Here is a 26,526-nt window from a genome sequence, read left to right on the forward strand (position 1 = left end):
AAGAAATCCGCCCCCGCGCGGCAACATTTTCTGCGCTTTCGCGGTTGACCACGGCCCGGCGCGACCGTAAACGGATCAGGCACGCAGTCAGGAGCGCCCGGATGACCGGCATTCTCGTACTTATCGTAAGGACATGGCGCATGGGCCGGTAACGGACACCATAACGGTACCCCATGCGCCCTCGGACCCCCGGGGGCTTTTTTATGCGCGCAAGACGAAACGCCTTTAACGGAGTAGATCGATGACCAAGGCGATGACCGGAGCGAAGATGGTTGTTCAGGCCCTCAAGGACCAGGGCGTGGACACGGTATTCGGCTATCCCGGCGGCGCCGTGCTACCGATCTACGACGAGATCTTCCAGCAGAACGACATCCGCCACATCCTGGTGCGCCACGAGCAGGGCGCGGTCCATGCCGCCGAGGGCTACGCCCGCGCGACCGGCAAGCCGGGCGTCTGCCTGGTGACCTCGGGGCCCGGGGCCACCAACGCGGTGACCGGGCTGACGGATGCGCTGATGGATTCGATCCCGATCGTGGTTCTGACCGGCCAGGTGCCGACCTTCATGATCGGCTCGGACGCCTTCCAGGAGGCCGATACCGTCGGCATCACCCGTCCCTGCACCAAGCACAACTGGCTGGTGGACGACACCAACAAGCTCTCGGCGACGATCCACGAGGCCTTCCACGTCGCGACCAACGGCCGGCCCGGGCCGGTGCTCGTGGACATCCCCAAGGATGTCCAGTTCGCCAGCGCCGCCTACCAGCCCAAGGCCCAGGCCAAGACCCGGCGCTACCAGCCGCAGGTCAAGGGCGACATGGAGATGATCACCCGCCTCGTCGAGGCGATCGAGAACGCCGAGCGGCCGGTCTTCTACACCGGCGGCGGGGTGATCAACTCGGGCCCGGCGGCGAGCCAGCTCCTGCGCGAACTGGTCGATGCCACCGGCATTCCGATCACCTCGACGCTGATGGGCCTCGGCGCCTACCCGGCCTCGGGGCGGCACTGGCTGGGCATGCTGGGCATGCACGGGCTCTACGAGGCCAACCTGGCGATGCACGGCTGCGACCTGTTGATCAACGTCGGCGCCCGTTTCGACGACCGGATCACCGGCCGCATCGACGCCTTCTCGCCGAACTCGCAGAAGGCCCATATCGACATCGACCCCTCCTCGATCAACAAGGTGATCCGCACCGACATGCCGATCATCGGCGACGTGGCCCATGTCCTCGAGGACGTGCTCAAGGTCTGGAAGTCGCGCGGCCGCAAGATCAACCGCGAGGGGCTGCAACGCTGGTGGGCCTCGATCGAGGACTGGAAGAAGGTTGACTGCCTGTCCTTCAAGCCCTCGGCCAAGACCATCAAGCCGCAGCACGCGCTGCAGCGGCTCGAGGCGCTGACCAAGGACCGCGACCGCTACATCGCGACCGAGGTCGGCCAGCACCAGATGTGGGCCGCGCAATACCTGGGCTTCGAGGATCCGAACCGCTGGATGACCTCAGGCGGGCTCGGGACCATGGGCTACGGCTTCCCGGCCTCGATCGGGGTGCAGACCGCCCATCCCGAGGCGCTGGTGATCAATGTCGCGGGCGAGGCCTCCTGGCTGATGAACATGCAGGAGATGGGCACCGCGGTGCAGTTCCGCCTGCCGGTCAAGCAGTTCATCCTCAATAACGAGCGCCTGGGAATGGTGCGCCAGTGGCAGGAGCTCCTGCACGGCGAGCGCTATTCGCACTCCTGGTCCGAGGCGCTGCCGGACTTCGTGAAGCTGGCCGAGGCCTTCGGGGCCAAGGGCATCCAGTGCGACGATCCCGCCGATCTCGACGAGGCGATCCTCGAGATGATCAACCACGACGGGCCGGTGATCTTCGACTGCGTGGTCGAGAAGCACGAGAACTGCTTCCCGATGATCCCCTCGGGCGAGCCGCACAACAAGATGCTCTTGGGCGAGGCCTCGACCAAGGACGCCATCGGCGCCTCGGGCGCGGTCATGGTGTGAGCCATTGCAGGGGGGCCCCGCGTCCCCCTGCCGCCCCAAGCGCAACTCCGGCCAGATCCAGACAGAAGACCAGGAACCCACATGTCCGCACTGAAGATCAAGAAGGGCTCGACCAAGCATTCGGCCTACAACCTGCGCCCCACCTTCTCGGAGGTGATCGAGACCCACACCCTCGCGGTCATCGTCGACAACGAGCCGGGCGTTCTGGCGCGGGTGATCGGGCTGTTCTCGGGGCGCGGTTACAACATCGACAGCCTGACCGTGGCCGAGATCGACCACGAGGGGCACCAGTCGCGCATCACCATCGTGACCACCGGCACCCCGCAGGTGATCGAGCAGATCAAGGCGCAGCTCGGGCGCATCGTGCCAGTGCACGAGGTGCATGACCTCACCGTCGAGGGCCGCTCGGTCGAGCGCGAACTGGCGCTCCTGAAGGTCTCGGGCAGCGGCGACAAGCGCGTCGAGGCGCTGCGGCTGGCCGACATCTTCCGCGCCCAGGTGGTCGACTCGACGCTCGAGAGCTTCGTCTTCCAGATCACCGGCACGCCGGAGAAGGTCGACGCCTTCGCCGATCTCATGCGGCCGCTCGGCCTGAACGAGATCGCCCGCACCGGCGTGGCGGCGCTGGCGCGCGGCACCTGATCCTTTCCTGATCTTTCCCGGGGCCCGCGTGGGCCCCAATGCGCCTCAGGCGACCCAGAGCTCGGTTCCGGTGAAGGGGCCGAGCAGCCCCGGCCCGGGCTCCCGCCCGTCGGCCGCATGGCGCACCAGAAGCGCGGCCAGCGTCTCATGCGTGCCGCGGCTCAACAACTTCGGGTTGCGGACCAGACGATAGTCCGGCCGCACCTCCAGCTCGAAGCCGATCAGGTCCCCGGCATCGAGCCGCGCCTCCCCCTCGGGCAAGACCGCCCCCGGCTCCGGCAGGATGAAAGCAAGCTCCGCCTGGTCGTCGCACCAGACGACCGCCCTGCCCGTTTGGTAATCAGCCCATAAAATCACACCAATCATAAAACCGGTCCCTAAGAAAATTACGCGCCCCGAAGTCCCAGTTTTCATTAAGACTTCTGACATGAAAACGCCATTTTTCACATTTCTGTCACCAATTTCGTGTCATTTGACAGAGACAGTGACGCTCATTAGCGTCATTTACATGCGGTTTTCGGGACACCAGGGCGGAGGCTCGATCCGGGCACGGAAGCGGGCCTTCCATGCGTGAGGGGCGTCCCACGCGCGTTTTCACGCGCCCCCAGGACGACCCTTCGGAGTTGCGCGCGCGATTCGGGCGCAACCTCCGAGAGCTGAGCAGCCGGGCGCATTCGATCTCCGCGCTCTGCCGCGAGCTCGGGATCAACCGCACCCAATACAACCGTTACCTGAGTGGCGAGAGCTTCCCCCGGCCCGACATCCTGCATCGCATCTGCACCCATTTCGGCACCGACGCGCGGATCCTTCTCTGCGATGTCTCCGAGATCGAGGCCGAGCGGCGCGAGCTCTCCGCCCTGGCCGAGGTCGCGGGTTTCGTCGGCGCGGCCGAACGGCGCGGGCCTTCCGAGGGCGAACTGCCGAGCGGCTTCTACCGCTTCTCGCGGCGCAGCTACATCACCGAGGAGCTGTTCCTGACGGCGGTGGTGAAGATCTACCGCGCCGCCGGGCGGGTCTTCGTGCGCGGCTACGAGCATCGCCGCATCGCCCGCGAAAAGGGCCTGCCGGTCGATCGCTACACCCGCGAATACCGCGGCGCGGTCCTGCCCCAGAGCCACGGCATCGCCGCGCTGGTCAGCCGCCGGGGCGGCGAGACGGCGAGCCTCAACTTCCTGACCCGCGCCCCGAGCCTGGCCAACAACTTCTGGGTTGGCTTCACCGCCCGCACCGCGGCCGAGAGCGGCACGGGGCGGCTGATCGAACGGCTGGTTTTCGAATACCTGGGTAGCGGCGTCGCGGATGTGCTGCCGGCCGCCCGCGAGGCGGGCCTGCGCGACTTCGCCGAGCTGCCGCCGATCCACCGGCAGCAGCTGCGGATCAACGATCCGATTTCCTGAGCTTCAGTCCTCGCGCGCGTCGGCGCGGCTCTTGCCCGAGACCTTCAGCGCCAGCGTCGCCGCCATGAAGGGATCGAGGTCGCCGTCCAGCACCCCCGAGGTGTCCGAGGTCTCCACGCTGGTGCGCAGGTCCTTCACCATCTGGTAGGGCTGCAGCACGTAGGAGCGGATCTGGTTGCCCCAGCCGGCCTCGCCCTTCTGCTCGTGCTGGGCGTTGATCTCGGCGTGGCGCTTTTCCAGCTCCATCTGGTAGAGCCGCGATTTCAGCGCCTTCATGGCGATGTCGCGGTTCTGGTGCTGCGACTTCTCGGACGAGGTCACGACGATGCCGGTCGGATGGTGGGTGATCCGCACCGCCGAGTCGGTGGTGTTGACGTGCTGGCCGCCCGCCCCCGAGGAGCGATAGGTGTCGACCCGGATGTCGGCGGGGTTCACCTCGATCTCGATGTTGTCGTCGACCACCGGGTAGACCCAGACCGAGGCAAAGGAGGTCTCGCGCGTGCCCTTGCCGAAGGGCGAGATGCGCACCAGCCGGTGCACGCCCGACTCGGTCTTGAGCCAGCCGTAGGCGTTCTTGCCGGAGATCTTGTAGGCCACCGACTTGATGCCCGCCTCGGAGCCCGGCTCCTCGGACTGCAGCTCGACGTCGTAGCCCTTGGACTCGGCCCAGCGGACATACATGCGCTGCAGCATCTGCGCCCAGTCGCAGGCCTCTGTGCCGCCGGCGCCGGCGTTGATCTCGAGGAAGGTGTCGTTGCCGTCGGCCTCGCCGTCCAGGAGCGCCTCGAGCTCCTTCGAGGCGGCGGTCTCGGCCAGGCTGCGCAGCGCGGCTTCGGCCTCGGAGATGATCTCCTCGTCGCCCTCGGCCTCGCCCATCTCGATCAGCTCGACCTGGTCGGCCTTCTCCTGCGAGAGGCTGCGGTAGGTGTCCATGGCGTCGACCAGCAGCTGGCGGTCGCGCATCAGCTTCTGGGCGGCGGCGGGATCGTTCCAGAGGTTGGGATCCTCGACCCGGGCGTTGAACTCCTCGAGCCGGTGTTCGGCGGTCTCCCAGTCCAGCCGCTGGGCGAGAAGCGCCAGGGATTTCTCGATCCGCTCGACATTCTGTTCGGCCTCGGCGCGCATGGGTGCTCCGTCTCAATTCGCTGGGTCAGCGCGTGATAACGCAAGGGGCATGGGCCCACAAGAAGGGTGGTCGCGGCAAGCGGGTGGTGCAGGGGCTTGGGCGCCGGGGGTGCCGGGTGCGGTCGTCGGGGATGCCCGGACGGGCGCGGGAGCGCCCTGCCCTCGGCGTCTTTCTCTGCGCCTTTAGAGCGGGTCAGATGCCCCACGCGGCGCGCTGACATGCTCACCCCTCCGGGCTCAATGCGCAGAGGCAAGCGCCTCGCCTAGCCCGGTGCGCACCGTCGCGAGCGACGCTAAGAGCGCCGCCGCCCCGTCCGGTCTCAGTACAGCCCGCCCGAGGACAGCGTGCCGAAGCTCGCCTTCGGCCCCACCACGGCCTTCTTGCCGGTCGAGGTGGTGACCTCGCGGCTGCCGCCGCCGGGCTGGATGATGTCGAAGCCCGAGCCCATGGCCCAGCCGCCGTCGAACTGGATGCCGAACATCGGCTCCATGCCCTCGCGGAAGCACTCCGAGACCACGTTGTCGCCCGAGGCGCCGTCCCCCAGCCGCGCGCCGGTAAAACGGTCGATGTTGATGAACATGCATTCCTCGGGGATCGCGAAGGCGCCGCCGCCGAATTTCTGCACGGCCTCGGACATGAACTGCTGGAACACCGGGCCGCAGATGCCGCCGCCCGAGGCGCCGCTGCCGAGGCTGCGCGGCTGGTCGTAGCCGATGTAGCAGCCCGCCACGATGTTCGAGGTGAAGCCCACGAACCAGACGTCCTTGGCGTCGTTGGTGGTGCCGGTCTTGCCCGCGGTGGGCACCGACAGGTTCACCGCGCCCGAGGCGGTGCCGCGATCCACCACGCCGCGCATCATCGAGGTGAGCTGATAGGCGGTCACCGGGTCCATGATGCGTTCGCGGTTGTTGGCGATGGTCGGCGCCTCGCCCTCGGGCAGGTTGGCGTCGTAGCAGTTCACGCAGACGCGCTCGTTGCCGCGCTGTTTCTCGTGGTTGTAGACGGTGTTGCCGTAGCGGTCCTGCACCCGGTCGACCAGCGTCGGCTCGACCCGCTCGCCGCCGTTGGCGAACATCGCGTAGGCCGCGACCATCTGGAAGAGCGTCGTCTCCTCGGAGCCGAGCGCATTGGCCAGCACCCGCTGCATGTCCTCGTAGACGCCGAAGCGCTCGGCGTAGCGGGCGACCGTGTCCATGCCGATCTCTTGCGCAAGGCGCACGGTCATCAGGTTCCGCGAGCGTTCGATCCCGGTGCGCAGCGGCGTCGGCCCGTAATACTGGTTCGAGGCGTTCTTCGGCCGCCAGACGCCCTGGGGCGTGTTCACCTCGATCGGGGCGTCGACGACGATGGTCGCCGGGCTGTAACCCGAGTCGAGCGCGGCCGCATAGACGAAGGGCTTGAAGGAGGAGCCCGGCTGCCGCTTGGCCTGGGTGGCGCGGTTGAAGACCGAATGCTGGTAGGAGAAGCCGCCCTGCATGGCGATCACCCGCCCGGTGTTGACGTCCATGGCCATGAAGGCGCCCTCGACGCGGGGGACCTGGCGCAGCGACCAGCGCAGGAAGCTGCCGTCCTCGTCCGAGGTCATGGCACGCACATGCACCACGTCGCCGCGTTCGAAGTTCTCGAAGAAATCGCCGCGCAGCCACTGGATGTCCTCGCGCGGGACTTCGCCTTCGCCTTCGCCCTCGATGCCGAGGGTCAGGCTGTTCTCGGCCACATCCAGCACCACCGCGGGCAGCCAGGGGTTCTCGAGCGTGATGTCGCGGGCCACGGTCACGCCGGAGAGCGCCGACTCCCAGTTCGATAGCGCCTCCTCGGGGATGGTCTCGCCGGTGCCGCGCCAGGTGCCGCGGCTGCGATCGAAGCGCTCGAGCGCGCCGCGCAGCGCACCGGCGGCCTCGCCCTGCATCTCGGGATCGAGCGTCGCGCGGACCGAGAAGCCGCCCGAGAAGAACTCGCCCTCACCGAAGTCGCGGCTGAGCTGACGGCGGATCTCGTCGGTGAAATAGTCGCGCGGCGGCAGCTGCTTCTGGAAGGGCTCGAAATCGCCCGCCTGCACCGAGCGCAGCGGCGTCTCGCGCTCGCGCTCGTAGGTGGCGGCGTCGATATAGCCGTTCTCGTGCATCTCGCGCAGCACGTAGTTGCGCCGCGACATGAGCCGGTCGGCGTTGCGCACCGGGTGGAAGTCGGAAGGCGCCTTGGGCATCGAGGCCAGGAAGGCCGCCTCATGCGGGGCAAGCTGCGACAGGGTCTTGTTGAAATAGGTCTGCGCCGAGGCGGTCACGCCGTAGCTGTTCTGGCCGAGGAAGATCTCGTTCAGATAAAGCTCGAGGATCTCGTCCTTGCTCAGGGTCTCCTCGAGACGGGTCGCGAGGATGATCTCCTTGATCTTGCGCTCGGCCCGGCGGTCGCCGCCCAGAAGGAAGTTCTTCATCACCTGCTGGGTGATCGTCGAGGCGCCGCGCACGTCCTGCCCGCGCGAGCGCACCGCGTCGAAGACCGCCGCGGCGATGCCGCGCGGGTCGTAGCCTTCGTGGGTGTAGAAGTTCTTGTCCTCGGCCGAGATGAAGGCCTGTTTCACCAGGTCCGGGATCTCCTCGGCGGGGGTGAAGAGCCGCCGCTCCTGGGCGAACTCGTCGATGATCTTGCCTTCGGTCGAATAGATCCGGCTGATCGTCGGCGGGGTGTATTGCGCCAGGCTTTCATGGCTCGGCAGGTCACGGCCGTAGATCCAGAAGACCGCGCCGATGGAGATCGCCACGGCAAGGACGCCAAGCGTGACCAGCGAGAAGATCGCGCCGAAGAAGGACAGGATGAACCGGATCATGACAGCTTTCCCACGAGGAACGTCGATCGCATTACAGACTCCGCGCGCAGGCGTCAAAACACGATCTTTTTGAGCTTCGGCGGGGTCCCGCGCAGCGGCACCCCGAATGTCGTCATTTGCGCCGCAGACCTTCGAGCGCGGCATCCTCGATCAGCCAGGCCGACAGCCCGTCGCGGATGCCCGCGGCCATGCCCGCGCGCCAGGCGCCGTCCTGCAGGTTGCGCAGCTCCGCCGGGGTCGACAGGTAGCCCACTTCGATCAGGACGGAAGGGATGTCGGCGCTTTTCAGGACCGAGAAGCCGGCCGAGCGCAGCGGGCGCTTGTGCACGTTGCCGGTGGCGTTGTCGATGCCCGCGACCAGCGCCCGGGCCAGCGCCGCGCTGCGCGGCGCGGTGTCGAGCCGGGCGAGATCCATCAGCACATCGGCCACCCGGTCGTCGGTCCGCGCGAGGTCGAGCCCGGCCAGGATGTCGTCGCGGTCGTGCCGCGCGGCCAGCGCCGCCGAGGCCGCGTCCGAGGCCTCCTCGGAGAGGGTGTAGACCGTGGCACCGCGGGCGATGCCCTCGGCCAGCGCATCGGCATGCAGCGACAGGAAGACGTCGGCCTCGGCCTCCTGGGCGGCGGCGACGCGCGCCTCGAGCGAGACGAAGACATCCTCGTCGCGGGTCATCGCCACCTCGAAGCCGCCGGCGCGCAGAAGCACCTCCTTCAACTCGCGGGCGAAGATCAGCATCAGGTCCGACTCGTCCGCCCCGCCGTGTTCGGCGCCGGGGTCGATGCCGCCGTGGCCGGGATCGAGCATGACCCGCAGGGGCCGCCCTTCGCGGCCGCCGCGCGGGCGGGCGGTCACGGGGGCCGGATCCGGCAGGTCCCAGCGCGGATCGCGCAGGGCGCCCGCCGCGGCGGCGAAGCTTTCGGCGTCTGTGGGTTGCAGCCGGACGGTCAGCCGCGCGGTTCCGCTGTCCTCGGCGATGCGCAGGCCCGCGCGTTCCACCGCCATGGGTTCCTCCAGCAGCGCCACGAGCCGGGTCCAGCCTTCGCGGTACGGGCCGGTGCGCACCTCGCGCACCCGCTCGGAGCGGTCGAGTGCGGGGCCTTCCACGCCGCCCCAATCGACCTCGCGGAAGTCGAGCACCAGCCGCTGCGGCGCGTCGAGGGTGAAGATCCGCCAGGGCACGCCCTGGCTCAGCGCGAGGGTGATCTCGGTGCCCCGGCCCCAGCCCAGGTCCTCGATCCCGCTTTGCGCGGCGTCGAGCCGCGCCAGCGCGCCAAGCGCGGGCTCCTGCGCGCGCGTCTCTTCGGGCGCGCCGAAGCCCGCCAGGGCGAGGCCCAGAAGTAATGCGATCCGCCTGATCATCTGCCCGATCTCTTGCCCGTCTCACGCAAGTATAATGAAGCCCCGCGCCGCCGTCTGCCCTTTGCGGGCGCCCGTGACTTGCCGGGAGTTGGTGGCGCGGGGGGCCTTTTGTCGCGGAGGGGCGTGGCAGGGCGCGGTGTCCGCGCTCAGCTCCGCGCCAGCAATCCGCCCGCTCCGTTCCCCGAGGCGGCGCACCCTAAGCGAACAGCACCAACCCGCCCGCGCAGGCCCCGCCGCCCCTCACTCAGCTCCGCGCCTCCATGAAGGTCTTGAGCCGCGCCAGACCCTCCTCGATGTCCTCGCTCGCCCGGGCGTAGGAGAAGCGCAGCGTCTGCCCGCCCCGCGCGGGGTCGAAATCCAGCCCCGGCGTCACCGCGACCCCGGCTTGCTCCAGGATCTCCGCGGCGAAAGCGCGGCTGTCCGTCGTCAGATGCGACACGTCGGCATAGACGTAGAAGGCCCCGTCGGGCGGCGCGATGCGGTCGAAACCCGCCTTCGGCAGCCCCTCGAGCATCAGCGCGCGGTTGCGGCGGTAGACCGCCATGTTCGCCTCGAGCTCGTCGCGGGCGTCGAGCGCGCCAAGCGCGGCCACCTGCGCCGCATGGGGCGCACAGATGAAGAGGTTCTGCGCCAACCGCTCGACCTGGCGCAGCTGCGCCTCGGGCATGACCATCCAGCCCACGCGCCAGCCGGTCATCGAGAAATACTTCGAGAAGGAGTTGATCACGCAGAGGTCGTCAGAAATCTCCAGCGCCGAGACCGCCCGGCCCTCGTATTCGATGCCGTGGTAGATCTCGTCCGAGATGAAGGCGGCCCCCCGGTCCTGCGCGCAGCCGATCAGGTCCGAGAGCGCGGCGCGGTTCAGCATGGTGCCGGTGGGATTGGCCGGCGAGGCCACCATGAGCCCCTGCCAGTCATGCGGCGCGAGGTCGGCGGGCGTTGGCTGCAGGCGGTTTTCGTCCGAGGATTCCACCTCGCAGGCCTGAAGGTCCAGCGCCCGCAGGATCTGCCGGTAGGAGGGATAACCCGGCCGCCCCAGGGCCACCGTCTCGCCCGCGTCGAACAGCGCGGTGAAGGCCAGGATGAAGGCTCCCGAAGAGCCCGGCGTCACCACCACCCGCGCGGGGTCGAGATCGACGCCGTACCATTCCTTGTAAAGCCCCGCGATCCGCGCCCGGAGCGCCGGCAGACCCAGCGCCACGGTATAGCCAAGCGCGCCGCTCTCCATCTCGCGGGCGAGCGCCTCGCGGGCGGCTTTCGGCGCCGCGGTGCCCGGCTGGCCGACCTCCATGTGGATGATCCGGCGCCCCGCCTCCTCGGCCGCGCGGGCCTGCTCCATGACGTCCATCACAATGAAGGGATCGACATCGCCCCGTCTTGAGTTCCGCATCTTGCCCTCTCTAAAGTCGCGCCATGTCTGAAAGGAGCGGGGCGGACAGTCAATGCGGGCGATCCGGGTCTTGATGCTGAGCCTCTGCCTGGCGCTCGTGGCGGGCACGCCCGCGCGGGCGCTGACGGTGCTGCGCGACGCGGATATCGAATATGCCCTCGACGAGCTGGCGCGCCCGATCCTGAACGCCGCGGGGCTGAGCCCCCGGGCGGTGAAGATCCTGCTGGTCGACGACCCGAGCCTCAATGCCTTCATCGCCGACAACCGGCACATCCTGATCCATTCCGGGCTGGTGCTGAAGCTCGACACCGCCCGCGCGCTGCAGGCGGTGATCGCCCATGAGGCCGCCCATATCGCCAACGGCCATATCCCGCGCCGCGCCGCCAACATGCGCTCGGCGCGGACCGCGGCGGGCTTGGGGCTGGTGCTGGCGGGGGTGGCCGCGACGCAGAACGCCGAGGCCGGGCTGGGCATCGCCATCGGCACCTCCTCCTCGGCGCTGAGGCGGCTCCTGGCCCATACCCGGGCCGAGGAAGCCTCGGCCGATCAAAGCGCGGTGCGCTACATGCTGCGCGCGGGCATCGACCCGGTGGGCGCGGTCGAGGTGATGGAGATATTCCGCGGGCAGGAGGCCCTCTCGGTCTCGCGGCAGGATCCCTACATGCTGACCCATCCGCTGTCGCGCGACCGGCTGCGCACGCTGCAGGCGCTGGCCAAGGCGCATTCCGCCGACATCCCCCAGGACTCCGGCGCGGCCTATTGGTTTGCCCGCGCACAAGGCAAGCTCTCGGCCTTTCAGCGGCATCCCGGCTGGACGCTGAAGCGCGCGGGCGACAGCGCCACGACCGACATCCGCCACATGCGCGAGGCCGTGGCCCACCACCGCCGCGCCGACAAGACCCGGGCCCTGCGCGCGCTCGATGCGGCGCTGGCGCTGCGCCCGAACGATCCCTTCCTGCTGGACCTGAAGGGCCAGATCCTGCTCGAGAGCCGCGAGGCCCGCGCCGCGATCCAGGCCTACCGCCAGGCCACCCGCTTTGCCCCCGGCCATCCGCTGATCCTGGCCGGGCTTGGCCGCGCGCAGCTTGCCGCCGGGGATGCCCGGGGCGCGCTTTCCGCGCTCGAGGCCGCCTATGCGCGCGATCCCCAGGATCCGCGCTTGCTTCGTGACCTCTCGGTCGCCTATGCCCAGACCGGACAGACCGGCATGGCCTCGGTCGCGACCGCCGAACGCTACGCCCTGCAGGGCCGGCTGGCCGACGCCAAGATCCACGCCGACCGCGCCCTGGCGCTGCTGCCGCGCGGAGCCCCCGCCTGGCGCCGCGCCGAGGACGTGGCCCTCATCGCCCAGAGCGCCGCAAGGCGCCGCTGAGCCCGAGACATGACCAAAGGAGCCTTCATGCTGAAACCCGCCCTGACCGCCCTGGCGCTGACCCTCGCCGGCAGCGCCACCGCGCAGACCATCGACGTGACCGACATGTCCGAGGCCGAGCGCGGCGCCTTCCGCGCCGAGGTCCGCGCCTACCTCATGGACAACCCCGAGGTCATCATCGAGGCGGTGAACGCGCTCGAGGCCCGGCAGGCCGAACAGGAGGCCGCCGCCGCCGAACAGGCGCTGACCGCCAATTCCGACGCGATCTTCAACGACGGCATGTCCTGGGTCGGGGGCAACCCCGAGGGCGACATCACCGTGGTCGAATTCATGGACTACCGCTGCGGCTACTGCCGCCGGGCCAAGGACGAGGTCGAGGCGCTGGTGGCCGGCGACGGCAACATCCGCTTCGTGCTGAAGGAGTTCCCGATCCTCGGCGAGGCTTCGGTGATCATGTCGCGCTTCGCCATCGCCACCGGCAATGTCGCGGGCGAGGCCGCCTACAAGCAGGTGCATGACGCGCTGATGGAGATGACGAGCGAGCCCAGCGAGGCGGCGCTGCGCCGGCTTGCCGGGGGTTTCGACCTCGATGCCGACGCGATCCTGGCCGAGATGAACTCCGAGGCGGTGACCCGGCAGATCGCCGAGACCCGGCAGGTCGCCGAACAGCTGGCGATCCGCGGCACCCCGACCTTCGTGATGGGCGACCAGCTGGTGCGCGGCTACGTCAGCCTCGAGGAGATGCAGGAGATCGTCGCCGCCGAACGCCAGGAGGGCTGATGCCGGCACGCCATGGCCTGGCCGCGGCGCTCTGTGCGGGCGTTGCGGCCACCCTGCCCTATGCCGCGCCCGCCGCGGCGCGGGACACCTCCACGATCCCGCAAGACAGCGCCGAACCGCGGGGCCTGTCCTCGATCCCCGAGGCGGCCCCCCGGCGCGGGGCGCAGAACACCCCCGAGAGTGCGCGGCAAAGGCCCGGTTTCGCGACTCCCGAGACCCGCGCGGCCTTCGGCGCTGAGCTGCGCGCTCTGATCCTCGACGAGCCCGAGATCGTCGGCCGGGCGCTGACGCCCACCGTCCCCGAGGCCGCCGACATCTACGCCGAGGAGCGCGAGGCCGACCTCGCGACGCTCACCGAGGCGCGCGCGGCGCTCTTCGATCCCGCCTGGCCCCGGCTCGGGGCCGCCGGGACCGAACCCGCGCTCGCCTTCGTCACCGAAGCGGGCTGCCAAACCTGCGCCGAGGCCCAGGCCGAGCTCGTGACCCTGCTCGACAAGCTGGGCCTCACCGCCACGGAGATCGACGCGGGCAGCCCGCGCGGGGCCGCGCTCATGGACCGGTTGACGCTCGATGCCGTCCCGTCCTACGTGCTGCCCGACATGATGGTGCGCGGGCAGGTCCCCTCTTTCGTTCTCGAGCGATATCTCTCACCCTGAGGTCGCTGCCGCGGCGTGCCATCCGACCCTTTCCACGACGACACCCGCGCGGCGGCCCCGGAGGCTCGATGACCCTGAAGATCGACGTCACGCTCGATTACGCGCTTGATGCGCCCACCGACTGCCTGGTGCAGATCAATGCCGCCGCCCTGCACGACCAGGGCATCCGCGAGGAACAGCTGACCACGCATGGCGCCCAGGCGCGGATCAACCCCGCCGAGGACGAGATCGGCCTGCGGCTCTGGTTCCACGAGGCCGAGGCGCTGACGCTCGACTACACCGCCGAGGTGGCAATCGACCGCGAGGTCGCGGATGTGGCGAGCCTGCGCTCGGACAGCCCGGCGGACCTGCCGCGCGACGTGGTGAAATACCTTCTGCCCTCGCGCTACTGCCCCTCGGACAAGTTCATGAGCTACCTCTCGACGGCCTTCCCGGGCCTCGGCGGCGGCGCGCTGGTGGTCGAGATCGAGGAGTTCGTGCGCCGGAACTTCGCCTATGTGCCCGGCGCCTCGGGGCCCGAGACCTCGGCGCTCGAGACCTTCGTGACCCGCCAGGGGGTCTGCCGCGACTTCGCGCATATGCTGGTGACGCTGGCGCGCGCGGGCACCATCCCGGCGCGGGTGGTGAGCTGCTACGGGCTGAACGTGACACCGCAGGATTTCCACCTGGTGGCCGAGGTCTTCCTCGAGGGGCGCTGGCACATGGTCGATCCGACCGGCATGTGCCGCCCCGACCAGATCGCCCGGATCTGCGTCGGCCGCGACGCCACCGACGTGGCCTTCCTGACAAGCTACGGCCCCACCACGCTGATGCGGCAGAGCGTCATGGTCTCGGAGCTTTGAGACGCGGCGCGGGCCAAGGCGGCCCGCCCCCGCTCACTCGGCCGGTTCGGCCTCTTCGGGGCGCTCGGCCTCGCCGCGCTCGATCGCCTCGGCGCGTTTCTCGACCTCTTCGACGATATGGTCGATCATCTGGTCGTTGGACATCTTGTGGCTGGCCTTGCCCGCCAGGTAGACCATGCCCGAGCCCGCGCCGCCGCCAGTGAAGCCGACGTCGGTCATCAGCGCCTCGCCCGGCCCGTTCACCACGCAGCCGATGATCGAGAGCGACATCGGCGTCTTGATATGGGCCAGCCGGTCTTCCAGCGTCTCGACGGTCTTGATCACGTCAAAGCCCTGCCGCGCGCAGGAGGGGCAGGAGATGATGTTCACACCCCGGTGGCGCAGGCCCAGCGATTTCAGGATCTCGTAGCCGACGCGCACCTCTTCGACCGGATCGGCCGAGAGCGAGACGCGCAGCGTGTCGCCGATACCCATCCATAGGAGGTTGCCGAGGCCGATCGAGCTCTTGATCGTGCCGGACATCAGCCCGCCCGCCTCGGTGATCCCAAGGTGAATGGGCGCGTCGGTCTGTTCGGCCAGCTGCTGGTAAGCGGCGGCGGCCATGAAGACATCCGAGGCCTTGCAGGAAATCTTGAACTCGTGAAAGTCGTTGTCCTGCAGCACCTTGATGTGATCGAGCCCGGATTCGACCATGGCGTCGGGACAGGGCTCGCCGTATTTCTCAAGAAGGTGCTTCTCGAGCGAGCCGGCGTTCACCCCGATGCGCATGGAGCAGCCGTGATCGCGGGCGGCCTGGATCACCTCGCGGACGCGGTCCTGGCTGCCGATGTTGCCGGGGTTGATGCGCAGGCAGGCGGCACCGGCCTCGGCGGCCTCGATCCCGCGGCGGTAGTGGAAGTGGATGTCGGCCACGATCGGCACCGGGCTTTCGCGGCAGATCTCCTTCATCGCCTTGGCCGAAGCCTCGTCGGGCACAGAGACCCGCACGATGTCGGCGCCGGCCTCGGCCGAGGCCTCGATCTGCGCCAGCGTCGCCTTGACGTCGGTCGTGGCGGTGTTGGTCATGGTCTGCACCGAGATCGGCGCATCGCCCCCGACCGGCACCGATCCGACGTGGATCTGGCGGGACTTGCGGCGGTAGATGTTGCGCCAGGGACGGACGTGGTTGAGGCTCATCGCCTGCTCCTTTCACCCGTGCGCCGCGCAGCTGCCGCGGCACCTCTTCAGGATCTAGCTAGTAGGCTGGCGCAGGGCTTGCAAGCCGCGCGGTCACTCCGCCTCGGGAGTGGTGGCGGCGCCCGAGATGTTCAGCTCGGCCACGACCCGGGCGAGATCCGCGTCGGTGTCGATCTCGGCGACCTGGTAGGTCGAAGAGAGGTTGTCGACCGACAGCGCCAGGTCCGAGGTGACCGAACCGCGCGGGCCGACGGGGCCGTAGGTGCGGCCCTGCATGGCGAAATAGACCGCGCCGGACTCGCCCACCCGCAGGGTCGGCGGCTCCTCGGTGCGCGGCACCTCGAAGGTGTCGCCGGCGTTCATGATCGCCTCGTAGATCACCGTACCGTCGGCCGAGCGGACCCGCACCCAGGCAGGGCGCACGGCCAGCATGGTGACGCCGGGGCCCGCCGCCTCGAGGACCTGCGGGCTTTGCGGCGCGGCATCGGCGGCTTCCGCCGCGACGCCGAGCGCCTCGGCCAGGGCGCCCTCGACGCCCGAGGTGGCGGTGTCGCGCTGGGTGCCGAGCGCGGCGAAGTCGCGCGGCGCGCTGTCCGGCGTCTCGCCGCGCGGCAGGCTGCGGCGATCGGCCTCGGCGAAGGCGCCGACGCTGGCGGGATCGAGCGTGGAGATCGGCGCGTCGCGGGCCACCAGGACCGGCACGTCCAGCGCCTGCGGGCGGTAAAGGCGATCGAGCGCCTCGGAGGAGGGCGGCGTGAAGACGCCCGCGCCCCCGGCATCGGCGGTCTCGGTGCCCTCGGCGGGCTCCGCGGTCGCGGCCTCGACGGGGTCGAGATCGGACAGCACCACGGGGGTCTGGTCGACCGGCGTCAGCCGCACGCGCTGGACTTCCTGCAGCACGCTCCAGCCGCCGTAGCCAAGCCCGCCCACCAGCGCCAGAAGCACCAGCGTGGAACCGATGGCCCCCGGCTCGATCCGGCTCAGGAAACTGTCGCCGGTCGGCGCGAAGGAGATCCGCGGATCGGCAAAGGGATCGCGGTCGCCCGAGACCGGCTCGGCCACCACGTCGCGCTTCTTCTTCACCGTCGAGGCGGCATCGGACATGCCGTGGGCGGTGGCGAAGCCGCTTTCGGTGCAGAACTGGGCATAGGCTTCGTCCGGGTCGAGCCCGAGGTAGCGCGAGTAGGAGCGCACGTAGCCGGCGATGAAGCCCGGGGTGTCGAAGGCGGTGGGGTCGCAATTCTCGATCGCGGCGATGTAATTCGCCTTGATCCGCAGCTCGCGTTCCACGTCGAGCAGCGATTTCCCCATGGTCGCGCGTTCGCCGCGCATTACATCTCCGAGGCGCACCTCGAAGTCGTCGTAGCTTTGCGGCACGACCGGGGGGTGTTCTTCATCAATTCGGGATTTGCGCCCGATCATGGCATCTGCCCCACTCTTCCCATGAGCCACCCGGCTGTCCGGTCCGGGAGACTATGCCACGATTCGTGTCGCGGCGTTATTTCCCGTCGTTATACCACAAAGCAACGGGAAACTAAGACTTTTGGGGATCAGGCGCTCAGGTCGGCACGATTCAGCGCACAATGCGACCACAGCTCGTCCATGGCGCGGACGAGGTGATCGATCTCGCGCGGGCCATGCACCGGCGAGGGCGTGAAGCGCAGCCGCTCGGTGCCGCGCGGCACGGTCGGGAAGTTGATCGGCTGCACGTAGATCCCGTAACCCTCAAGAAGCATGTCGGAAAGCTTCTTGGTGTGCACCGGGTCGCCGACGATCACCGGCACGATGTGGCTGCCGTGATCGATGATCGGCAGGCCCATGCCCTTGAGCCGGGTCTTCAGGATCGCCGCCTGGGTCTGGTGCCGCTCGCGCAGCGCCTGGTCCTGTTTCAAATGCGCAACAGAGGCCGCGGCGCCCGCCGCCACCGCTGGCGGCAGCGAGGTGGTGAAGATGAAGCCCGGCGCATAGGAGCGGATCGCGTCGCACATCTTCGCCGAGGCCGCGATATAGCCGCCCATGACGCCGTAAGCCTTGGCCAGCGTGCCGTTGATGATGTCGATCCGGTGGGCCAAGTGGTCGCGCTCGGTCACGCCACCGCCGCGCGGGCCATACATGCCCACGGCATGGACCTCGTCGATATAGGTCAGCGCGCCGAACTCGTCGGCGAGGTCGCAGATCGCCTCGATCGGGCCGAAATCGCCGTCCATCGAATAGACCGACTCGAAGGCGATGAGCTTCGGCGCCGCCGGGTCGTCGGCCTCGAGAAGCGCGCGCAGGTGCTCGACGTCGTTGTGACGGAAGATGCGCTTGGCCCCGCCGTTGCGGCGCACGCCCTCGATCATCGAGGCGTGGTTCAGCTCGTCGGAATAGATGATCAGCCCGGGAAAGAGCTTCGGCAGCGTCGAGAGCGTGGCGTCATTGGCGATATAGGCGGAGGTGAAGAGCAGCGCCGCCTCCTTGCCGTGCAGATCCGCCAGCTCGGCCTCGAGCCGCTTGTGATAGACCGTGGTGCCCGAGATGTTGCGCGTCCCGCCCGAGCCCGCGCCGGTGGCGTCGATGGCCTCGTGCATGGCCGACAGGACCACGGGATGCTGGCCCATGCCCAGATAGTCGTTGCCGCACCAGACGGTGATCGGCGTCTCCTGCCCGTCGGGCCGGGTCCAGGTGGCGTGCGGGAACTGGCCCTGGCGGCGCTCGATGTCGATGAAGGTGCGGTACCGGCCTTCGTCGTGAAGGCGGTCGATCGCTTGGGTCAGTTGCGCGCCGTAGTCCACGCCATGTCTCCTTCTCAGGGCGGGCCGGGCCCGCCGCGTCGCCGGTCCCGGTTCACTAAAGCGCGGATCCGCGCAAGACAACCGCTCCCGACCGCGACCGAGGGGCGCAGCCCGCCCCCGTCATATGGCCGCCCGCGGCCTTTGGGAAAACCCGCGTTCCGATCGGAAACAAGGGCATCCCTTCCAGCCGCAGCCCATCATTTCGCCCGAAACCGCCCCGGGGCAAGCCCGCACGCGCCTGTCGCGACCATTTGGCAGGCGCCCGCGGGCGCCCCGGGGTCGCTCTGGACACCGCCTGCCCGGCTGATACCGTCGCGCCAAATCCGAACAGGAAAGGCCCTCTCCCCATGTCTCTCGACGCCGTTCTCTCTCGTATCGACCAGGATCTCGACGCCGCGCTCGACCGGCTCTTCGACCTCCTGCGGGTGCAATCGATCTCGACCGATCCGGCCTACAAGGCCGAATGCACCAAGGCCGCCGACTGGCTGGTCGAGGACCTGCGCTCCATGGGCATCGCCGCCGAGAAGCGCGAGACGCCGGGCCATCCGATGGTTGTCGCCCATGTCGACGGGCCGGGGCCGCACCTCCTGTTCTACGGCCACTACGACGTGCAGCCGGTCGATCCGCTGGAGCTCTGGCACCGCGACCCCTTCGATCCCGCCATCGAGGAGACCGAGGACGGCCGCGTCATCCGCGCCCGGGGCGCCTCGGACGACAAGGGCCAGCTGATGACCTTTGTCGAGGCCTGCCGCGCCTATATCGCAGAGAACGGCGCCCTGCCCTGCAAGATCACCTTCTTCTTCGAGGGCGAGGAGGAATCCGGCTCGCCCTCGCTGGTGCCCTTCATGAAAGAGCACGCCGAGGAGCTGAAGGCCGATGTGGCGCTGATCTGCGACACCACCATGGCCGCGCCCGGCCTGCCCTCCATCGCCACCCAGCTGCGCGGCATGCTGAAGGAGGAGTTCACCCTCAAGGGCCCGAAGATGGACCTGCATTCGGGGCTTTACGGCGGCCCGGCGCTGAACCCCCTGCGCGAGATTTCCAAGCTGGTGGCCAGCTTCCACGACGAAAGCGGCGCGGTCGCGGTCGAGGGCTTCTACGACGGCGTGCCCGAGCTGTCCGACGAGCTGCGCGCGCAATGGGCCAACGCGGGCTTCGACGAGGGCAGCTTCCTGGGCCGCATCGGCATGAGCCGGGCGCATGGCGAAGAGGCCTTCTCGGCGATGGAGCAGGTCTGGGCCCGCCCGACGCTCGAGGTCAACGGCATGTGGGGCGGCTACACCGGCGCGGGCACCAAGACGGTGATCCCCGCCGAGGCCCACTGCAAGCTGACCTGCCGGCTGGTCGGCGACCAGGACCCCGCGGCGGTGCGCCAGGCGCTGCGCGCCCATGTCGAGGCCCGGCTGCCGACCGATTCCGAGGTGGTCTGGGAAGGCTCGCTCGACGGGGCCAAGGCTTCGGTCATGGACATCACCCGGCCCGAGTTCGAGAAGGCCCGCGGCGCGCTGAGCGCGGAATGGGACCGCGAGGCGGTCTTCGCGGGCATGGGCGGCTCGATCCCGATCGCGGGGTATTTCTCCTCGATCCTGGGCATGGAGAGCATGCTGATCGGCTTCGCCAAGGACGACGACGCGATCCATTCCCCGAACGAGAAATACGACGTGCAGAGCTTCCACAAGGGCATCCGCAGCTGGGCGCGCATCCTCGAGGCGCTGGGGCAAAGCTGAGGGCGTCGAGCCTTGGCGTGCACGTGAAGGCGGCGCGCCAGGGCGCTGATCTTGCATGACAAATCGACCTCGGGCCCTGCGCGGCCCGAGGCATCCCGCCGCCGCCTCCACGCGAGCGCCGCCGGTGCTCTTTCATTGCGCCACATTCCTTCGTGGTAATCGCCTCATGCAGAGGCGTTTCCGAAAACTCGACCAGGCGGATTTCCGGGCCCGCGTGACGCGGCTCGATCCGCATTACGCGCGCCACGGCGTGTCCCGTGCCCGGCCCCGGGCGCAGAGCGAGAGGCCGGCCCTCTGGGCCATGCTGGGTTTCAGCCTGAGCCTCTGCCTGACCGCGCTGGTGCAGAACCGCGCGGCCATCTCCGAGAGCCTGGCGCAGGGCAGCCTCGGCGCCGATCATCGGCTCTGGCTTCTGGGCGGGGTCACGGCGCTGGCGATCTACGGCGTCCTGCGGCTTGCGGCGTTTGCGCTTCAGTGCCTCTTCGCCAAGCGCGCCCGCCGGGGCGCGCCGGGCGGGCTCGTCGTCGGGGCGCTCGGGGCGCTTCTGGTCCTGCAGGTGCCCAGCGAGACCTACCGCGCGGGCCTCGCGCTTCTCGGCGCCGAGGGCGACCGCATCGCCCGCGACGCCTCGCGCGGCGCGCAGGAGCGGCTGAACATCGACGCGGCGGAGCTGCGCTTCGTCTCGCGCACCATCGAGTAAGGGGCGCATGACGGGCGGTTTGGCGTGGAGAGATCGACGTCAGACCAGCAACGCATGAGCTTTCAGTGCCACTGAAAGAGTGCCCTCTATGTCATTGAAATATGCACGATAAGCATGACATCACGCCGCGCCAAAACGATCGCCGCCACGCCCCCGGCGCCGACCTCTCAGATCACCCCGAAGAACCGCTCCGGCAGCTGATACAGCACCCCGTAGTCCTTCCGGTCGAACTGCCAGAACCCGGTCTCCCCGCGCGGGGCCCAGCTTTCCTGCATCTCCCGGCGCAGCCAGTCCAGCTCGAAGCCCGAACGCTCCTCGAGCAGCCGGAAGCTCTCGAAGACGGCGCGGTCCTCGCCGCGCGCCTCGGCGAACCAGTGCCGCCCGATCGAAGTCTCCTTCACGCCCACGCCGATCTCCTCGACCACCGCGTTGCGGCGGTCCATGGCGCGCACATACTGCCCGAAGTCGCAGAATTTCAGGTGGAAGAGATAAAGCCCCTCGGGCGTGTTGAGGTTCTCGGCCTTGGCGTAATGCCCGCCCCGCGACAGCTGCGCGGGCCGGCCGAGGACGCAAGGTTTGGAGTGATAGGGCAGAAGCTTCACGTGCCGGCGCGGGCCGAGGACATGGTCGCCCACCGGCGCCTCTTCGCGGTCGATGCGGTGGATCACGTCGAGCCCGATGGGCGTGTAGACCCGCGGCCGCCGCTTGGTCGCGAGCCAGCTCAGCAGGTCCTGCCCCGTGGCGGGGTCCATCACGACCAGCTCGTCGACATCGCCCACCACGACATGGGCGTAATAGCCCAGGAGCCCGGCCACCATGCCGTTCAGAAGCCGCCAGCGCTTGCGTTCGAACATCGGGTCGGCCTGGCCCGGCAGGCCGATGACATTGCAGCCCGCCGCCATCTCGGCGACCTCCGGGCCGCGCCCGTGGTTGACCACGTAGCAGTTTTCCCGCCCGAAGAGCCCGCCGTAGTAGCGCAGCCATTTGTCGAGGAAGAAGGTGTCGTCCCGCACCATGGTCAGGGCGGCGGCATGGGTCTGCATCTCTGCTCGGGCCTCCTTCGCGGGGTCTGAGGCCCGAGCTTAGCCCCGGCGGCGCGCGGCGTCAGCCCTCCGCGCGCGGATCGAGGAGCCGTTTCAACAGCCCGGTCTCGCTGACCTGGCCGAGAAGCGCGCCGCCCTCTTCCACACCGACCGGCGCATCGGCCTCGGCGCAGCGGCGCATGACGTCGGCCACATGCATGTCGGCGGGCACGCGGACCTCGCAGGCGCCCTCGGCGGGCTCCATGACGTCGCGGGCGGTCAGCACGCCGAGCGGGTTCATATGGGCGACGAACTCGGCCACATAGTCGTTGGCGGGCTTGGAGTAGATCTCCTGCGGGCGCCCGCATTGCACGATCCGGCCGCCTTCCATGATGGCGATGCGGTTGCCGATCTTGAAGGCCTCATCGAGGTCGTGGGAGACGAAGATGATCGTGCGCTTGAGCTCGCGCTGCAGCTCCAGCAGCTCGTCCTGCAGCTTGTTGCGGATCAGCGGGTCGAGCGCCGAGAAGGGCTCGTCCATGAGCAGGATCGGCGCGTCGGTCACGAAGGCCCGCGCCAGGCCCACGCGCTGCTGCATGCCGCCCGAGAGGTCGCCGACCTTGCGGTCGCCCCAGCCGTCGAGCCCGACGAGCCCGAGCTGCCGGTCGGCCTTCTCGAGCCGCTCGTCCTTGCTGAGCCCGCCCAGCTCCAGGCCAAGCGCCACGTTCTCGCGCACCGTGCGCCAGGGCAGCAGGCCGAACTGCTGGAACACCATGGCGACGCGGTTGAGTCGCATCCGGCGCAGCTCGGCCGCGGGGGCATGGGTCACATCGACCATGCTGCCGCCGTCGCTGACCTCGACCTTGCCGCGCACCACCGGGTTCAGCCCGTTGATCGCGCGGAGGAGAGTGGATTTGCCCGAGCCGGAAAGGCCCATGAGCACCAGGATCTCGCCCTCTTCCACGTCGATGGAGCAATCGTGCACGCCCAGCACCTGGCCGGTCTCGCGCTGGATCTCGGGGCGGTCCTTGCCGGCGTCCATCATCGGCAGGGCGGTTTCGGGTTCGTCTCCGAAGACGATGGAGACATTGTCGATCTTCACGGCATGGGTCATTTGCGGTCTCCCATGTTGAGGATGCGGTCGAGCATGATGGCCACGACGACGATGACGAAGCCGGATTCGAAGCCGAGCGAGGTGTTCACCTGGTTCAGCGCGCGCACCACCGGCACGCCCAGCCCGTCGGCGCCCACCAGCGCGGCGATCACCACCATCGACAGCGACAGCATGATGGTCTGGTTCAGCCCCGCCATGATCTGCGGAAAGGCCGAGGGCATCTCGACCTTCCAGAGCAGCTGGCGCGGGGTGGCGCCGAAGGCGGTCGCCGCCTCCTTGAGCGCGGTCGGCGTCGAGGAGATGCCCAGGTAGGTCAGCCGGATCGGCGCGGGCACCACGAAGATCACCGTGGCGATCAGCCCCGGCACCATGCCGATGCCGAAGAAGACGATCGCCGGGATCAGGTAGACGAAGGTCGGCAGCGTCTGCATCAGGTCGAGGATCGGACGCAGCGCGGTGTATAGCTTCGGCCGATGCGCTGCGGCGATGCCGATCGGCACGCCGACGCCCATGCAGACCACGCAGGCCGAGAGGATCAGCGTCAGGCTTTCCAGCGTCTCGGTCCAGTAGTCCTGGTTCAGCACGAAGAGGAAACCCAGCGCCACGAAGAGGCAGATCTTCCAGTTGCGCTGCAGCACCCAGGTGATCGCCACGAAGGCGGCGATGACCACGAAGGGATGCGGGGTCTCCAGGGTCCAGAGGATCCCGTCGATCATCATCTCCATGAGCCAGGAGAGCGCATCGAGCAGGAATCCCAGGTTGCTGCGGATCCAGTCGAACACCGCCTCGGCGGTGTCCCCTACGGGTATCTTGTAATCGGTCAGCGTCTCGAGCATCGCGGGGCGCTCCTGGTTACTGGCGTATTGTTGATTGACGGGTCAATTAATCACGCTTTATGCTTTCATTGCAACCGGAGTCTGGCTCAAAGGGAATATCCACCCGGATGACCAAGGAAATTCGACGCCGCGCCGACCTGATCGAAGCCACCCTGCGCGAGATCGGCGCGGAAGGCACGCTCAATGTCACCGTGGGCAAGATCGCCCGCCGCGCCGGGGTCTCTCCCGGGCTGGCCTTCCATTACTTCGGCGACAAGGAGCAGCTCTTCCTCGCCGCGATGCGGGCGATCCTGCGCGCCTTCCATGGCCAGGTGGTCGCGGCGCTGCACGAAGCCGAGGGCCCCGCCGCCCGGCTCGAGGCGATCCTGCGCGCGAGCTTCGCGCCCAGCCATTTCGAGGATGGCGCGGTGGCGGCCTGGCTGAACTTCTACGTCCTAGCCCAGACCTCGCCCGAGGCCCAGCGGCTGCTGGCGCTCTATCACCGGCGGTTCCATTCCAACCTGGTGCACGACCTGCGCCCGCTGGTCGGCTCCGAGCGCGCCCATGGCGCCGCCGAGCGCATCGCGGGGCTGGTCGACGGGCTTTACCTGCGCTTCGCGCTCGACCGCAACGCCGTCGATCCCGCGCCCGCCATCGCCCAGGTGCTGGCCGCGCTCGAGGCCGAGATCGCGGCCTGAGGCGCGGCGGTCCGGCAGGACGTTTTCAATAGAGTTGGGCTCGGCCCCTTCGTCGGATCGGTCCGCGCCCGCGTCGGTCCGCACGCAGCAGCGCCCCGCCCCCGCGTCGGACCAGCCCGCGCGGGGACCGCGCTCAGTCCTCCGCGCCCTCCTCGGTGGGGGCACCGCGGCGCGGGCGATAGCCCGTCGCCACCACGAATTTCTCCGAGGAATCGCTGCGCGAAGCCGGCGGCTTGACGTTGGCGACCTTGGTGAAGCGCTGCTTCAGAAGCGTCTGCAGCTCGGTCTCCGCCCCGCCGGCCAGCACCTTGGCGACGAAGGTGCCGCCCTCTTCCAGCACGTCGAAGGCGAACTCCGCCGCCGCCTCGCAGAGCGCCACGATGCGCAGATGGTCGGTCTGCTTGTGCCCCGAGGAGGAGGCCGCCATGTCCGACATGACCACATCCGCCGCCCCGCCAAGCCAGTCCTTGACCTTGGCGTCGGCGTCGTCCTCGAGGAAATCGAGCTGGTGGATCTCGGCGCCGGGGATCGGCTCGACCTCCTGCAGGTCGACGCCCAGGACCCGGCCCTGGGCCTTGCCCGGCTTCTCGTTCAGCGCGTTGACCCGGCGCACCGCGACCTGGCACCAGCCGCCGGGGGCACAGCCCAGGTCCACGACCCGCGCACCGGGCACGAGGAAGCGATATTTCTCGTCCAGTTCCAGGATCTTGAAAGCGGCGCGGCCGCGGTAGCCCTCGGCCTTGGCGCGCTTCACGTAAGGATCGTTGAGCTGGCGCTGCAGCCAGCGCGTGGAGGAGAGCTTGCGCCCGCGCGCGGTCTTGACCTTGGTCTTCAGCTCGCGCTGCCCCCGGCCCGAGCTTTTCCGGTCTCCGATCTTCTTCGCCATGGTCCAAGTCTTCCCGTCTGCCAGCCTCGCGAGGGGCCTAGGCCGCGCGCCCCGCAGCCCGCGCCTTCGCACGGCGCCGCGGTTCAGTAAAGCGCGTCCTCGAGCACGCCGTCGGCCGACATCTGCGCGTAGAGCAGCCCCTCGCGCAAGCCCCGGTCGGCCACCGAGAGCCGATCGGTCGGCCAGCAGCGCAGGAGCGCCTGCAGGATCGCCGCGCCCGACATGATCAGCGCGTGGCGGTCCTGGCCGATGCGCGGATCGCGGCGGCGGCCCTCGGGGCCCATGGCCAGGTAGTTCTGGATCACCGCCTCGATCTGGTCGGAACTCATGCGCAGCCCGTCGACCTTGGTGCGGTCGTAGCGCTTGAGCCCGAGGTGCGAGGCCGCGACCGTGGTCACCGTGCCGCTGGTGCCGACGATCTGGAAGCCCTCGCGCGCCTGTTCGTCCTTGTAGGGCGCGAACTCGGCGAGGTTCTCCTCGAAGTACCAGGACATCAGCGCGTAGCGCGCGGCGTCGTCCTCGACGTCCGAGAACTGGTCGCGCAGCGTCGCGACGCCTAGGGGCACCGAGATCCAGTCGACCACCTTGGCCGCCGGAAAGGGGCTCTCGGGGGCGTGGAAGCCCGCGTGCAGCCGCATGATCGCCCGCGGCCGGTCGCGTTTCGGCACCGAGGAGAGGTCGATCCAGACCAGCTCGGTCGAGCCGCCGCCGATGTCCACGACCAGGAGCTGCTCGGTGCGGGTCGAGACCAGCGGCGCGCAGGAGATCACCGCCAGCCGGGCCTCTTCCTCGGGCTGGATGATCTCGAGCGAGAGGCCGCTTTCGCGCTTCACCCGTCGGATGAAATCGCGCGCATTGGCAGCGCGGCGGCAGGCTTCGGTCGCCACCAGCCGCATGCGCTGGACGTTGTGCCGCTTGATCTTCTGCTGGCAGACCCTGAGGGCCGCGACGGTGCGGCCCATCGAGCCGCGCGACAGCCGGCCCGTCCGCTCGAGCCCGTAGCCCAGCTGCACGGAGCGGGAAAAGCTGTCGACCACATGGAACTGACTGCCCTTGGGCTGGGCGATCAGCATACGGCAACTGTTTGTGCCCAAATCCAGCGCGGCATACAGCTCGCCTGGATCCGGGCCTTCTGGCGCGGGGCTCTCGACCGGTTGCAGGAAAGCGCCCGCACCTTTGGGACGCTCTGGCGCCATGATCATGCGCCTTTCCGGATTTCAACTTGAGCC

General features: G+C 68.9%; 23 protein-coding genes. 10 read left to right on the forward strand and 13 right to left on the reverse strand.

Annotation, left to right across the window (positions count from 1 at the left end):
• The first annotated feature begins 241 nt into the window (after positions 1-241).
• Positions 242-1,996, forward strand: a complete 1,755-nt coding sequence (locus LR948_RS17400) for an acetolactate synthase 3 large subunit (RefSeq protein WP_232755362.1) — start codon at positions 242-244, stop codon at positions 1,994-1,996.
• Between the two features lie 81 nt (positions 1,997-2,077).
• Positions 2,078-2,638, forward strand: coding sequence for an acetolactate synthase small subunit (gene ilvN, locus LR948_RS17405; protein WP_232755363.1), 561 nt, complete (start codon positions 2,078-2,080; stop codon positions 2,636-2,638).
• 45 nt (positions 2,639-2,683) lie between these two features.
• Here the strand turns inward: ilvN and LR948_RS17410 are convergent, their stop codons facing one another.
• Positions 2,684-3,004 (reverse strand): hypothetical protein, encoded by a 321-nt coding sequence (locus tag LR948_RS17410; RefSeq protein WP_232755364.1) that lies wholly within the window; start codon positions 3,002-3,004, stop codon positions 2,684-2,686.
• Positions 3,005-3,261: 257 nt separating this feature from the next.
• Between LR948_RS17410 and LR948_RS17415 the strand changes: the two genes are divergently transcribed.
• Entirely contained in the window at positions 3,262-4,035 is a 774-nt protein-coding gene (locus LR948_RS17415) for a helix-turn-helix domain-containing protein (RefSeq protein WP_232755365.1), read from the forward strand.
• Between the two features lie 3 nt (positions 4,036-4,038).
• Here the strand turns inward: LR948_RS17415 and prfB are convergent, their stop codons facing one another.
• The 4 genes from prfB to LR948_RS17435 form a co-directional block, all read right to left on the reverse strand.
• Complete coding sequence (gene prfB / locus LR948_RS17420; RefSeq protein WP_232755366.1) at positions 4,039-5,160, reverse strand: peptide chain release factor 2; 1,122 nt, start codon at positions 5,158-5,160, stop codon at positions 4,039-4,041.
• 320 nt (positions 5,161-5,480) lie between these two features.
• The gene (locus LR948_RS17425) at positions 5,481-7,988 is read right to left on the reverse strand and encodes a penicillin-binding protein 1A (protein ID WP_232755367.1); all 2,508 of its coding nucleotides are present in this window, start codon (positions 7,986-7,988) and stop codon (positions 5,481-5,483) included.
• 112 nt (positions 7,989-8,100) lie between these two features.
• On the reverse strand, positions 8,101-9,345 hold the full coding sequence (locus LR948_RS17430; RefSeq protein WP_232755368.1) for an N-acetylmuramoyl-L-alanine amidase: 1,245 nt from the start codon (positions 9,343-9,345) through the stop codon (positions 8,101-8,103).
• Between the two features lie 244 nt (positions 9,346-9,589).
• Positions 9,590-10,735 carry a pyridoxal phosphate-dependent aminotransferase gene (locus LR948_RS17435; RefSeq protein ID WP_232755369.1) on the reverse strand — a complete coding sequence of 382 codons (1,146 nt, stop codon included), beginning with the start codon at positions 10,733-10,735 and terminating at the stop codon, positions 9,590-9,592.
• Positions 10,736-10,787: 52 nt separating this feature from the next.
• Here LR948_RS17435 and LR948_RS17440 point away from each other — a divergent pair, with 52 nt between their 5' ends.
• From LR948_RS17440 to LR948_RS17455, 4 genes are all read left to right on the forward strand, one after another.
• Positions 10,788-12,107: a M48 family metalloprotease gene (locus LR948_RS17440; RefSeq protein ID WP_232755370.1), complete on the forward strand. Its 1,320-nt coding sequence runs from the start codon at positions 10,788-10,790 to the stop codon at positions 12,105-12,107.
• 27 nt (positions 12,108-12,134) lie between these two features.
• A complete protein-coding gene (locus LR948_RS17445) occupies positions 12,135-12,887 on the forward strand; it encodes a DsbA family protein (RefSeq protein WP_232755371.1) in 753 nt (250 codons plus the stop codon).
• Complete coding sequence (locus LR948_RS17450; protein ID WP_232755372.1) at positions 12,887-13,543, forward strand: hypothetical protein; 657 nt, start codon at positions 12,887-12,889, stop codon at positions 13,541-13,543. Before LR948_RS17445 ends, LR948_RS17450 begins: the two co-directional genes overlap by 1 nt.
• Before the next feature lie 68 nt (positions 13,544-13,611).
• Complete coding sequence (locus LR948_RS17455) at positions 13,612-14,385, forward strand: transglutaminase family protein (protein WP_232755373.1); 774 nt, start codon at positions 13,612-13,614, stop codon at positions 14,383-14,385.
• Between the two features lie 33 nt (positions 14,386-14,418).
• Here LR948_RS17455 and ispG read toward each other — a convergent pair whose 3' ends face one another.
• The 3 genes from ispG to hemA form a co-directional block, all read right to left on the reverse strand.
• Complete coding sequence (gene ispG, locus LR948_RS17460; RefSeq protein WP_232755374.1) at positions 14,419-15,561, reverse strand: flavodoxin-dependent (E)-4-hydroxy-3-methylbut-2-enyl-diphosphate synthase; 1,143 nt, start codon at positions 15,559-15,561, stop codon at positions 14,419-14,421.
• A 93-nt stretch (positions 15,562-15,654) separates the two neighbouring features.
• Positions 15,655-16,938, reverse strand: a complete 1,284-nt coding sequence (locus LR948_RS17465) for a helix-turn-helix domain-containing protein (protein WP_370635007.1) — start codon at positions 16,936-16,938, stop codon at positions 15,655-15,657.
• A gap of 173 nt (positions 16,939-17,111) precedes the next feature.
• The gene (hemA, locus tag LR948_RS17470; protein ID WP_232755376.1) at positions 17,112-18,335 is read right to left on the reverse strand and encodes a 5-aminolevulinate synthase; all 1,224 of its coding nucleotides are present in this window, start codon (positions 18,333-18,335) and stop codon (positions 17,112-17,114) included.
• Positions 18,336-18,682: 347 nt separating this feature from the next.
• On the opposite strand from hemA, the gene LR948_RS17475 reads away from it, so the two are divergent.
• Both LR948_RS17475 and LR948_RS17480 read left to right on the forward strand, forming a co-directional pair.
• On the forward strand, positions 18,683-20,062 hold the full coding sequence (locus LR948_RS17475; protein WP_232755377.1) for a dipeptidase: 1,380 nt from the start codon (positions 18,683-18,685) through the stop codon (positions 20,060-20,062).
• A gap of 166 nt (positions 20,063-20,228) precedes the next feature.
• Positions 20,229-20,762 carry a hypothetical protein gene (locus LR948_RS17480; RefSeq protein ID WP_232755378.1) on the forward strand — a complete coding sequence of 178 codons (534 nt, stop codon included), beginning with the start codon at positions 20,229-20,231 and terminating at the stop codon, positions 20,760-20,762.
• A 167-nt stretch (positions 20,763-20,929) separates the two neighbouring features.
• On the opposite strand, the gene LR948_RS17485 is transcribed toward LR948_RS17480, so the two are convergent.
• From LR948_RS17485 to choW, 3 genes are all read right to left on the reverse strand, one after another.
• Positions 20,930-21,805: a glycosyltransferase family 2 protein gene (locus LR948_RS17485; protein WP_232755379.1), complete on the reverse strand. Its 876-nt coding sequence runs from the start codon at positions 21,803-21,805 to the stop codon at positions 20,930-20,932.
• 61 nt (positions 21,806-21,866) lie between these two features.
• Positions 21,867-22,898 carry a choline ABC transporter ATP-binding protein gene (gene choV / locus LR948_RS17490; protein ID WP_232755380.1) on the reverse strand — a complete coding sequence of 344 codons (1,032 nt, stop codon included), beginning with the start codon at positions 22,896-22,898 and terminating at the stop codon, positions 21,867-21,869.
• Positions 22,895-23,734: a choline ABC transporter permease subunit gene (gene choW / locus LR948_RS17495; protein WP_232755381.1), complete on the reverse strand. Its 840-nt coding sequence runs from the start codon at positions 23,732-23,734 to the stop codon at positions 22,895-22,897. Before choW ends, choV begins: the two co-directional genes overlap by 4 nt.
• A 107-nt stretch (positions 23,735-23,841) precedes the next feature.
• Between choW and betI the strand changes: the two genes are divergently transcribed.
• Positions 23,842-24,411 (forward strand): transcriptional regulator BetI, encoded by a 570-nt coding sequence (betI, locus tag LR948_RS17500; RefSeq protein WP_232755382.1) that lies wholly within the window; start codon positions 23,842-23,844, stop codon positions 24,409-24,411.
• Between the two features lie 133 nt (positions 24,412-24,544).
• Here the strand turns inward: betI and LR948_RS17505 are convergent, their stop codons facing one another.
• Positions 24,545-25,297 (reverse strand): RlmE family RNA methyltransferase, encoded by a 753-nt coding sequence (locus tag LR948_RS17505; protein WP_232755383.1) that lies wholly within the window; start codon positions 25,295-25,297, stop codon positions 24,545-24,547.
• An 83-nt stretch (positions 25,298-25,380) separates the two neighbouring features.
• Positions 25,381-26,493: a Ppx/GppA phosphatase family protein gene (locus tag LR948_RS17510; RefSeq protein ID WP_232755384.1), complete on the reverse strand. Its 1,113-nt coding sequence runs from the start codon at positions 26,491-26,493 to the stop codon at positions 25,381-25,383.
• Positions 26,494-26,526: the final 33 nt, after the last annotated feature.

The organism is Roseivivax sp. GX 12232, assembly GCF_021272185.1.
Classification (GTDB): domain Bacteria; phylum Pseudomonadota; class Alphaproteobacteria; order Rhodobacterales; family Rhodobacteraceae; genus Roseivivax.

Excerpts from the sequence above, each read along its gene's own strand:
- LR948_RS17400 (WP_232755362.1), top strand. The coding sequence starts at position 242 with ATGACCAAGGCGATGACCGGAGCGAAGATGGTTGTTCAGGCCCTCAAG.
- ilvN (WP_232755363.1), top strand. The coding sequence starts at position 2,078 with ATGTCCGCACTGAAGATCAAGAAGGGCTCGACCAAGCATTCGGCCTAC.
- LR948_RS17410 (WP_232755364.1), bottom strand. The coding sequence starts at position 3,004 with ATGATTGGTGTGATTTTATGGGCTGATTACCAAACGGGCAGGGCGGTC.
- prfB (WP_232755366.1), bottom strand. The coding sequence starts at position 5,160 with ATGCGCGCCGAGGCCGAACAGAATGTCGAGCGGATCGAGAAATCCCTG.
- LR948_RS17425 (WP_232755367.1), bottom strand. The coding sequence starts at position 7,988 with ATGATCCGGTTCATCCTGTCCTTCTTCGGCGCGATCTTCTCGCTGGTC.
- LR948_RS17430 (WP_232755368.1), bottom strand. The coding sequence starts at position 9,345 with ATGATCAGGCGGATCGCATTACTTCTGGGCCTCGCCCTGGCGGGCTTC.
- LR948_RS17435 (WP_232755369.1), bottom strand. The coding sequence starts at position 10,735 with ATGCGGAACTCAAGACGGGGCGATGTCGATCCCTTCATTGTGATGGAC.
- LR948_RS17440 (WP_232755370.1), top strand. The coding sequence starts at position 10,788 with ATGCGGGCGATCCGGGTCTTGATGCTGAGCCTCTGCCTGGCGCTCGTG.
- LR948_RS17445 (WP_232755371.1), top strand. The coding sequence starts at position 12,135 with ATGCTGAAACCCGCCCTGACCGCCCTGGCGCTGACCCTCGCCGGCAGC.
- LR948_RS17450 (WP_232755372.1), top strand. The coding sequence starts at position 12,887 with ATGCCGGCACGCCATGGCCTGGCCGCGGCGCTCTGTGCGGGCGTTGCG.
- LR948_RS17455 (WP_232755373.1), top strand. The coding sequence starts at position 13,612 with ATGACCCTGAAGATCGACGTCACGCTCGATTACGCGCTTGATGCGCCC.
- ispG (WP_232755374.1), bottom strand. The coding sequence starts at position 15,561 with ATGAGCCTCAACCACGTCCGTCCCTGGCGCAACATCTACCGCCGCAAG.
- LR948_RS17475 (WP_232755377.1), top strand. The coding sequence starts at position 18,683 with ATGTCTCTCGACGCCGTTCTCTCTCGTATCGACCAGGATCTCGACGCC.
- LR948_RS17480 (WP_232755378.1), top strand. The coding sequence starts at position 20,229 with ATGCAGAGGCGTTTCCGAAAACTCGACCAGGCGGATTTCCGGGCCCGC.
- LR948_RS17485 (WP_232755379.1), bottom strand. The coding sequence starts at position 21,805 with ATGCAGACCCATGCCGCCGCCCTGACCATGGTGCGGGACGACACCTTC.
- choV (WP_232755380.1), bottom strand. The coding sequence starts at position 22,898 with ATGACCCATGCCGTGAAGATCGACAATGTCTCCATCGTCTTCGGAGAC.
- choW (WP_232755381.1), bottom strand. The coding sequence starts at position 23,734 with ATGCTCGAGACGCTGACCGATTACAAGATACCCGTAGGGGACACCGCC.
- betI (WP_232755382.1), top strand. The coding sequence starts at position 23,842 with ATGACCAAGGAAATTCGACGCCGCGCCGACCTGATCGAAGCCACCCTG.
- LR948_RS17505 (WP_232755383.1), bottom strand. The coding sequence starts at position 25,297 with ATGGCGAAGAAGATCGGAGACCGGAAAAGCTCGGGCCGGGGGCAGCGC.
- LR948_RS17510 (WP_232755384.1), bottom strand. The coding sequence starts at position 26,493 with ATGGCGCCAGAGCGTCCCAAAGGTGCGGGCGCTTTCCTGCAACCGGTC.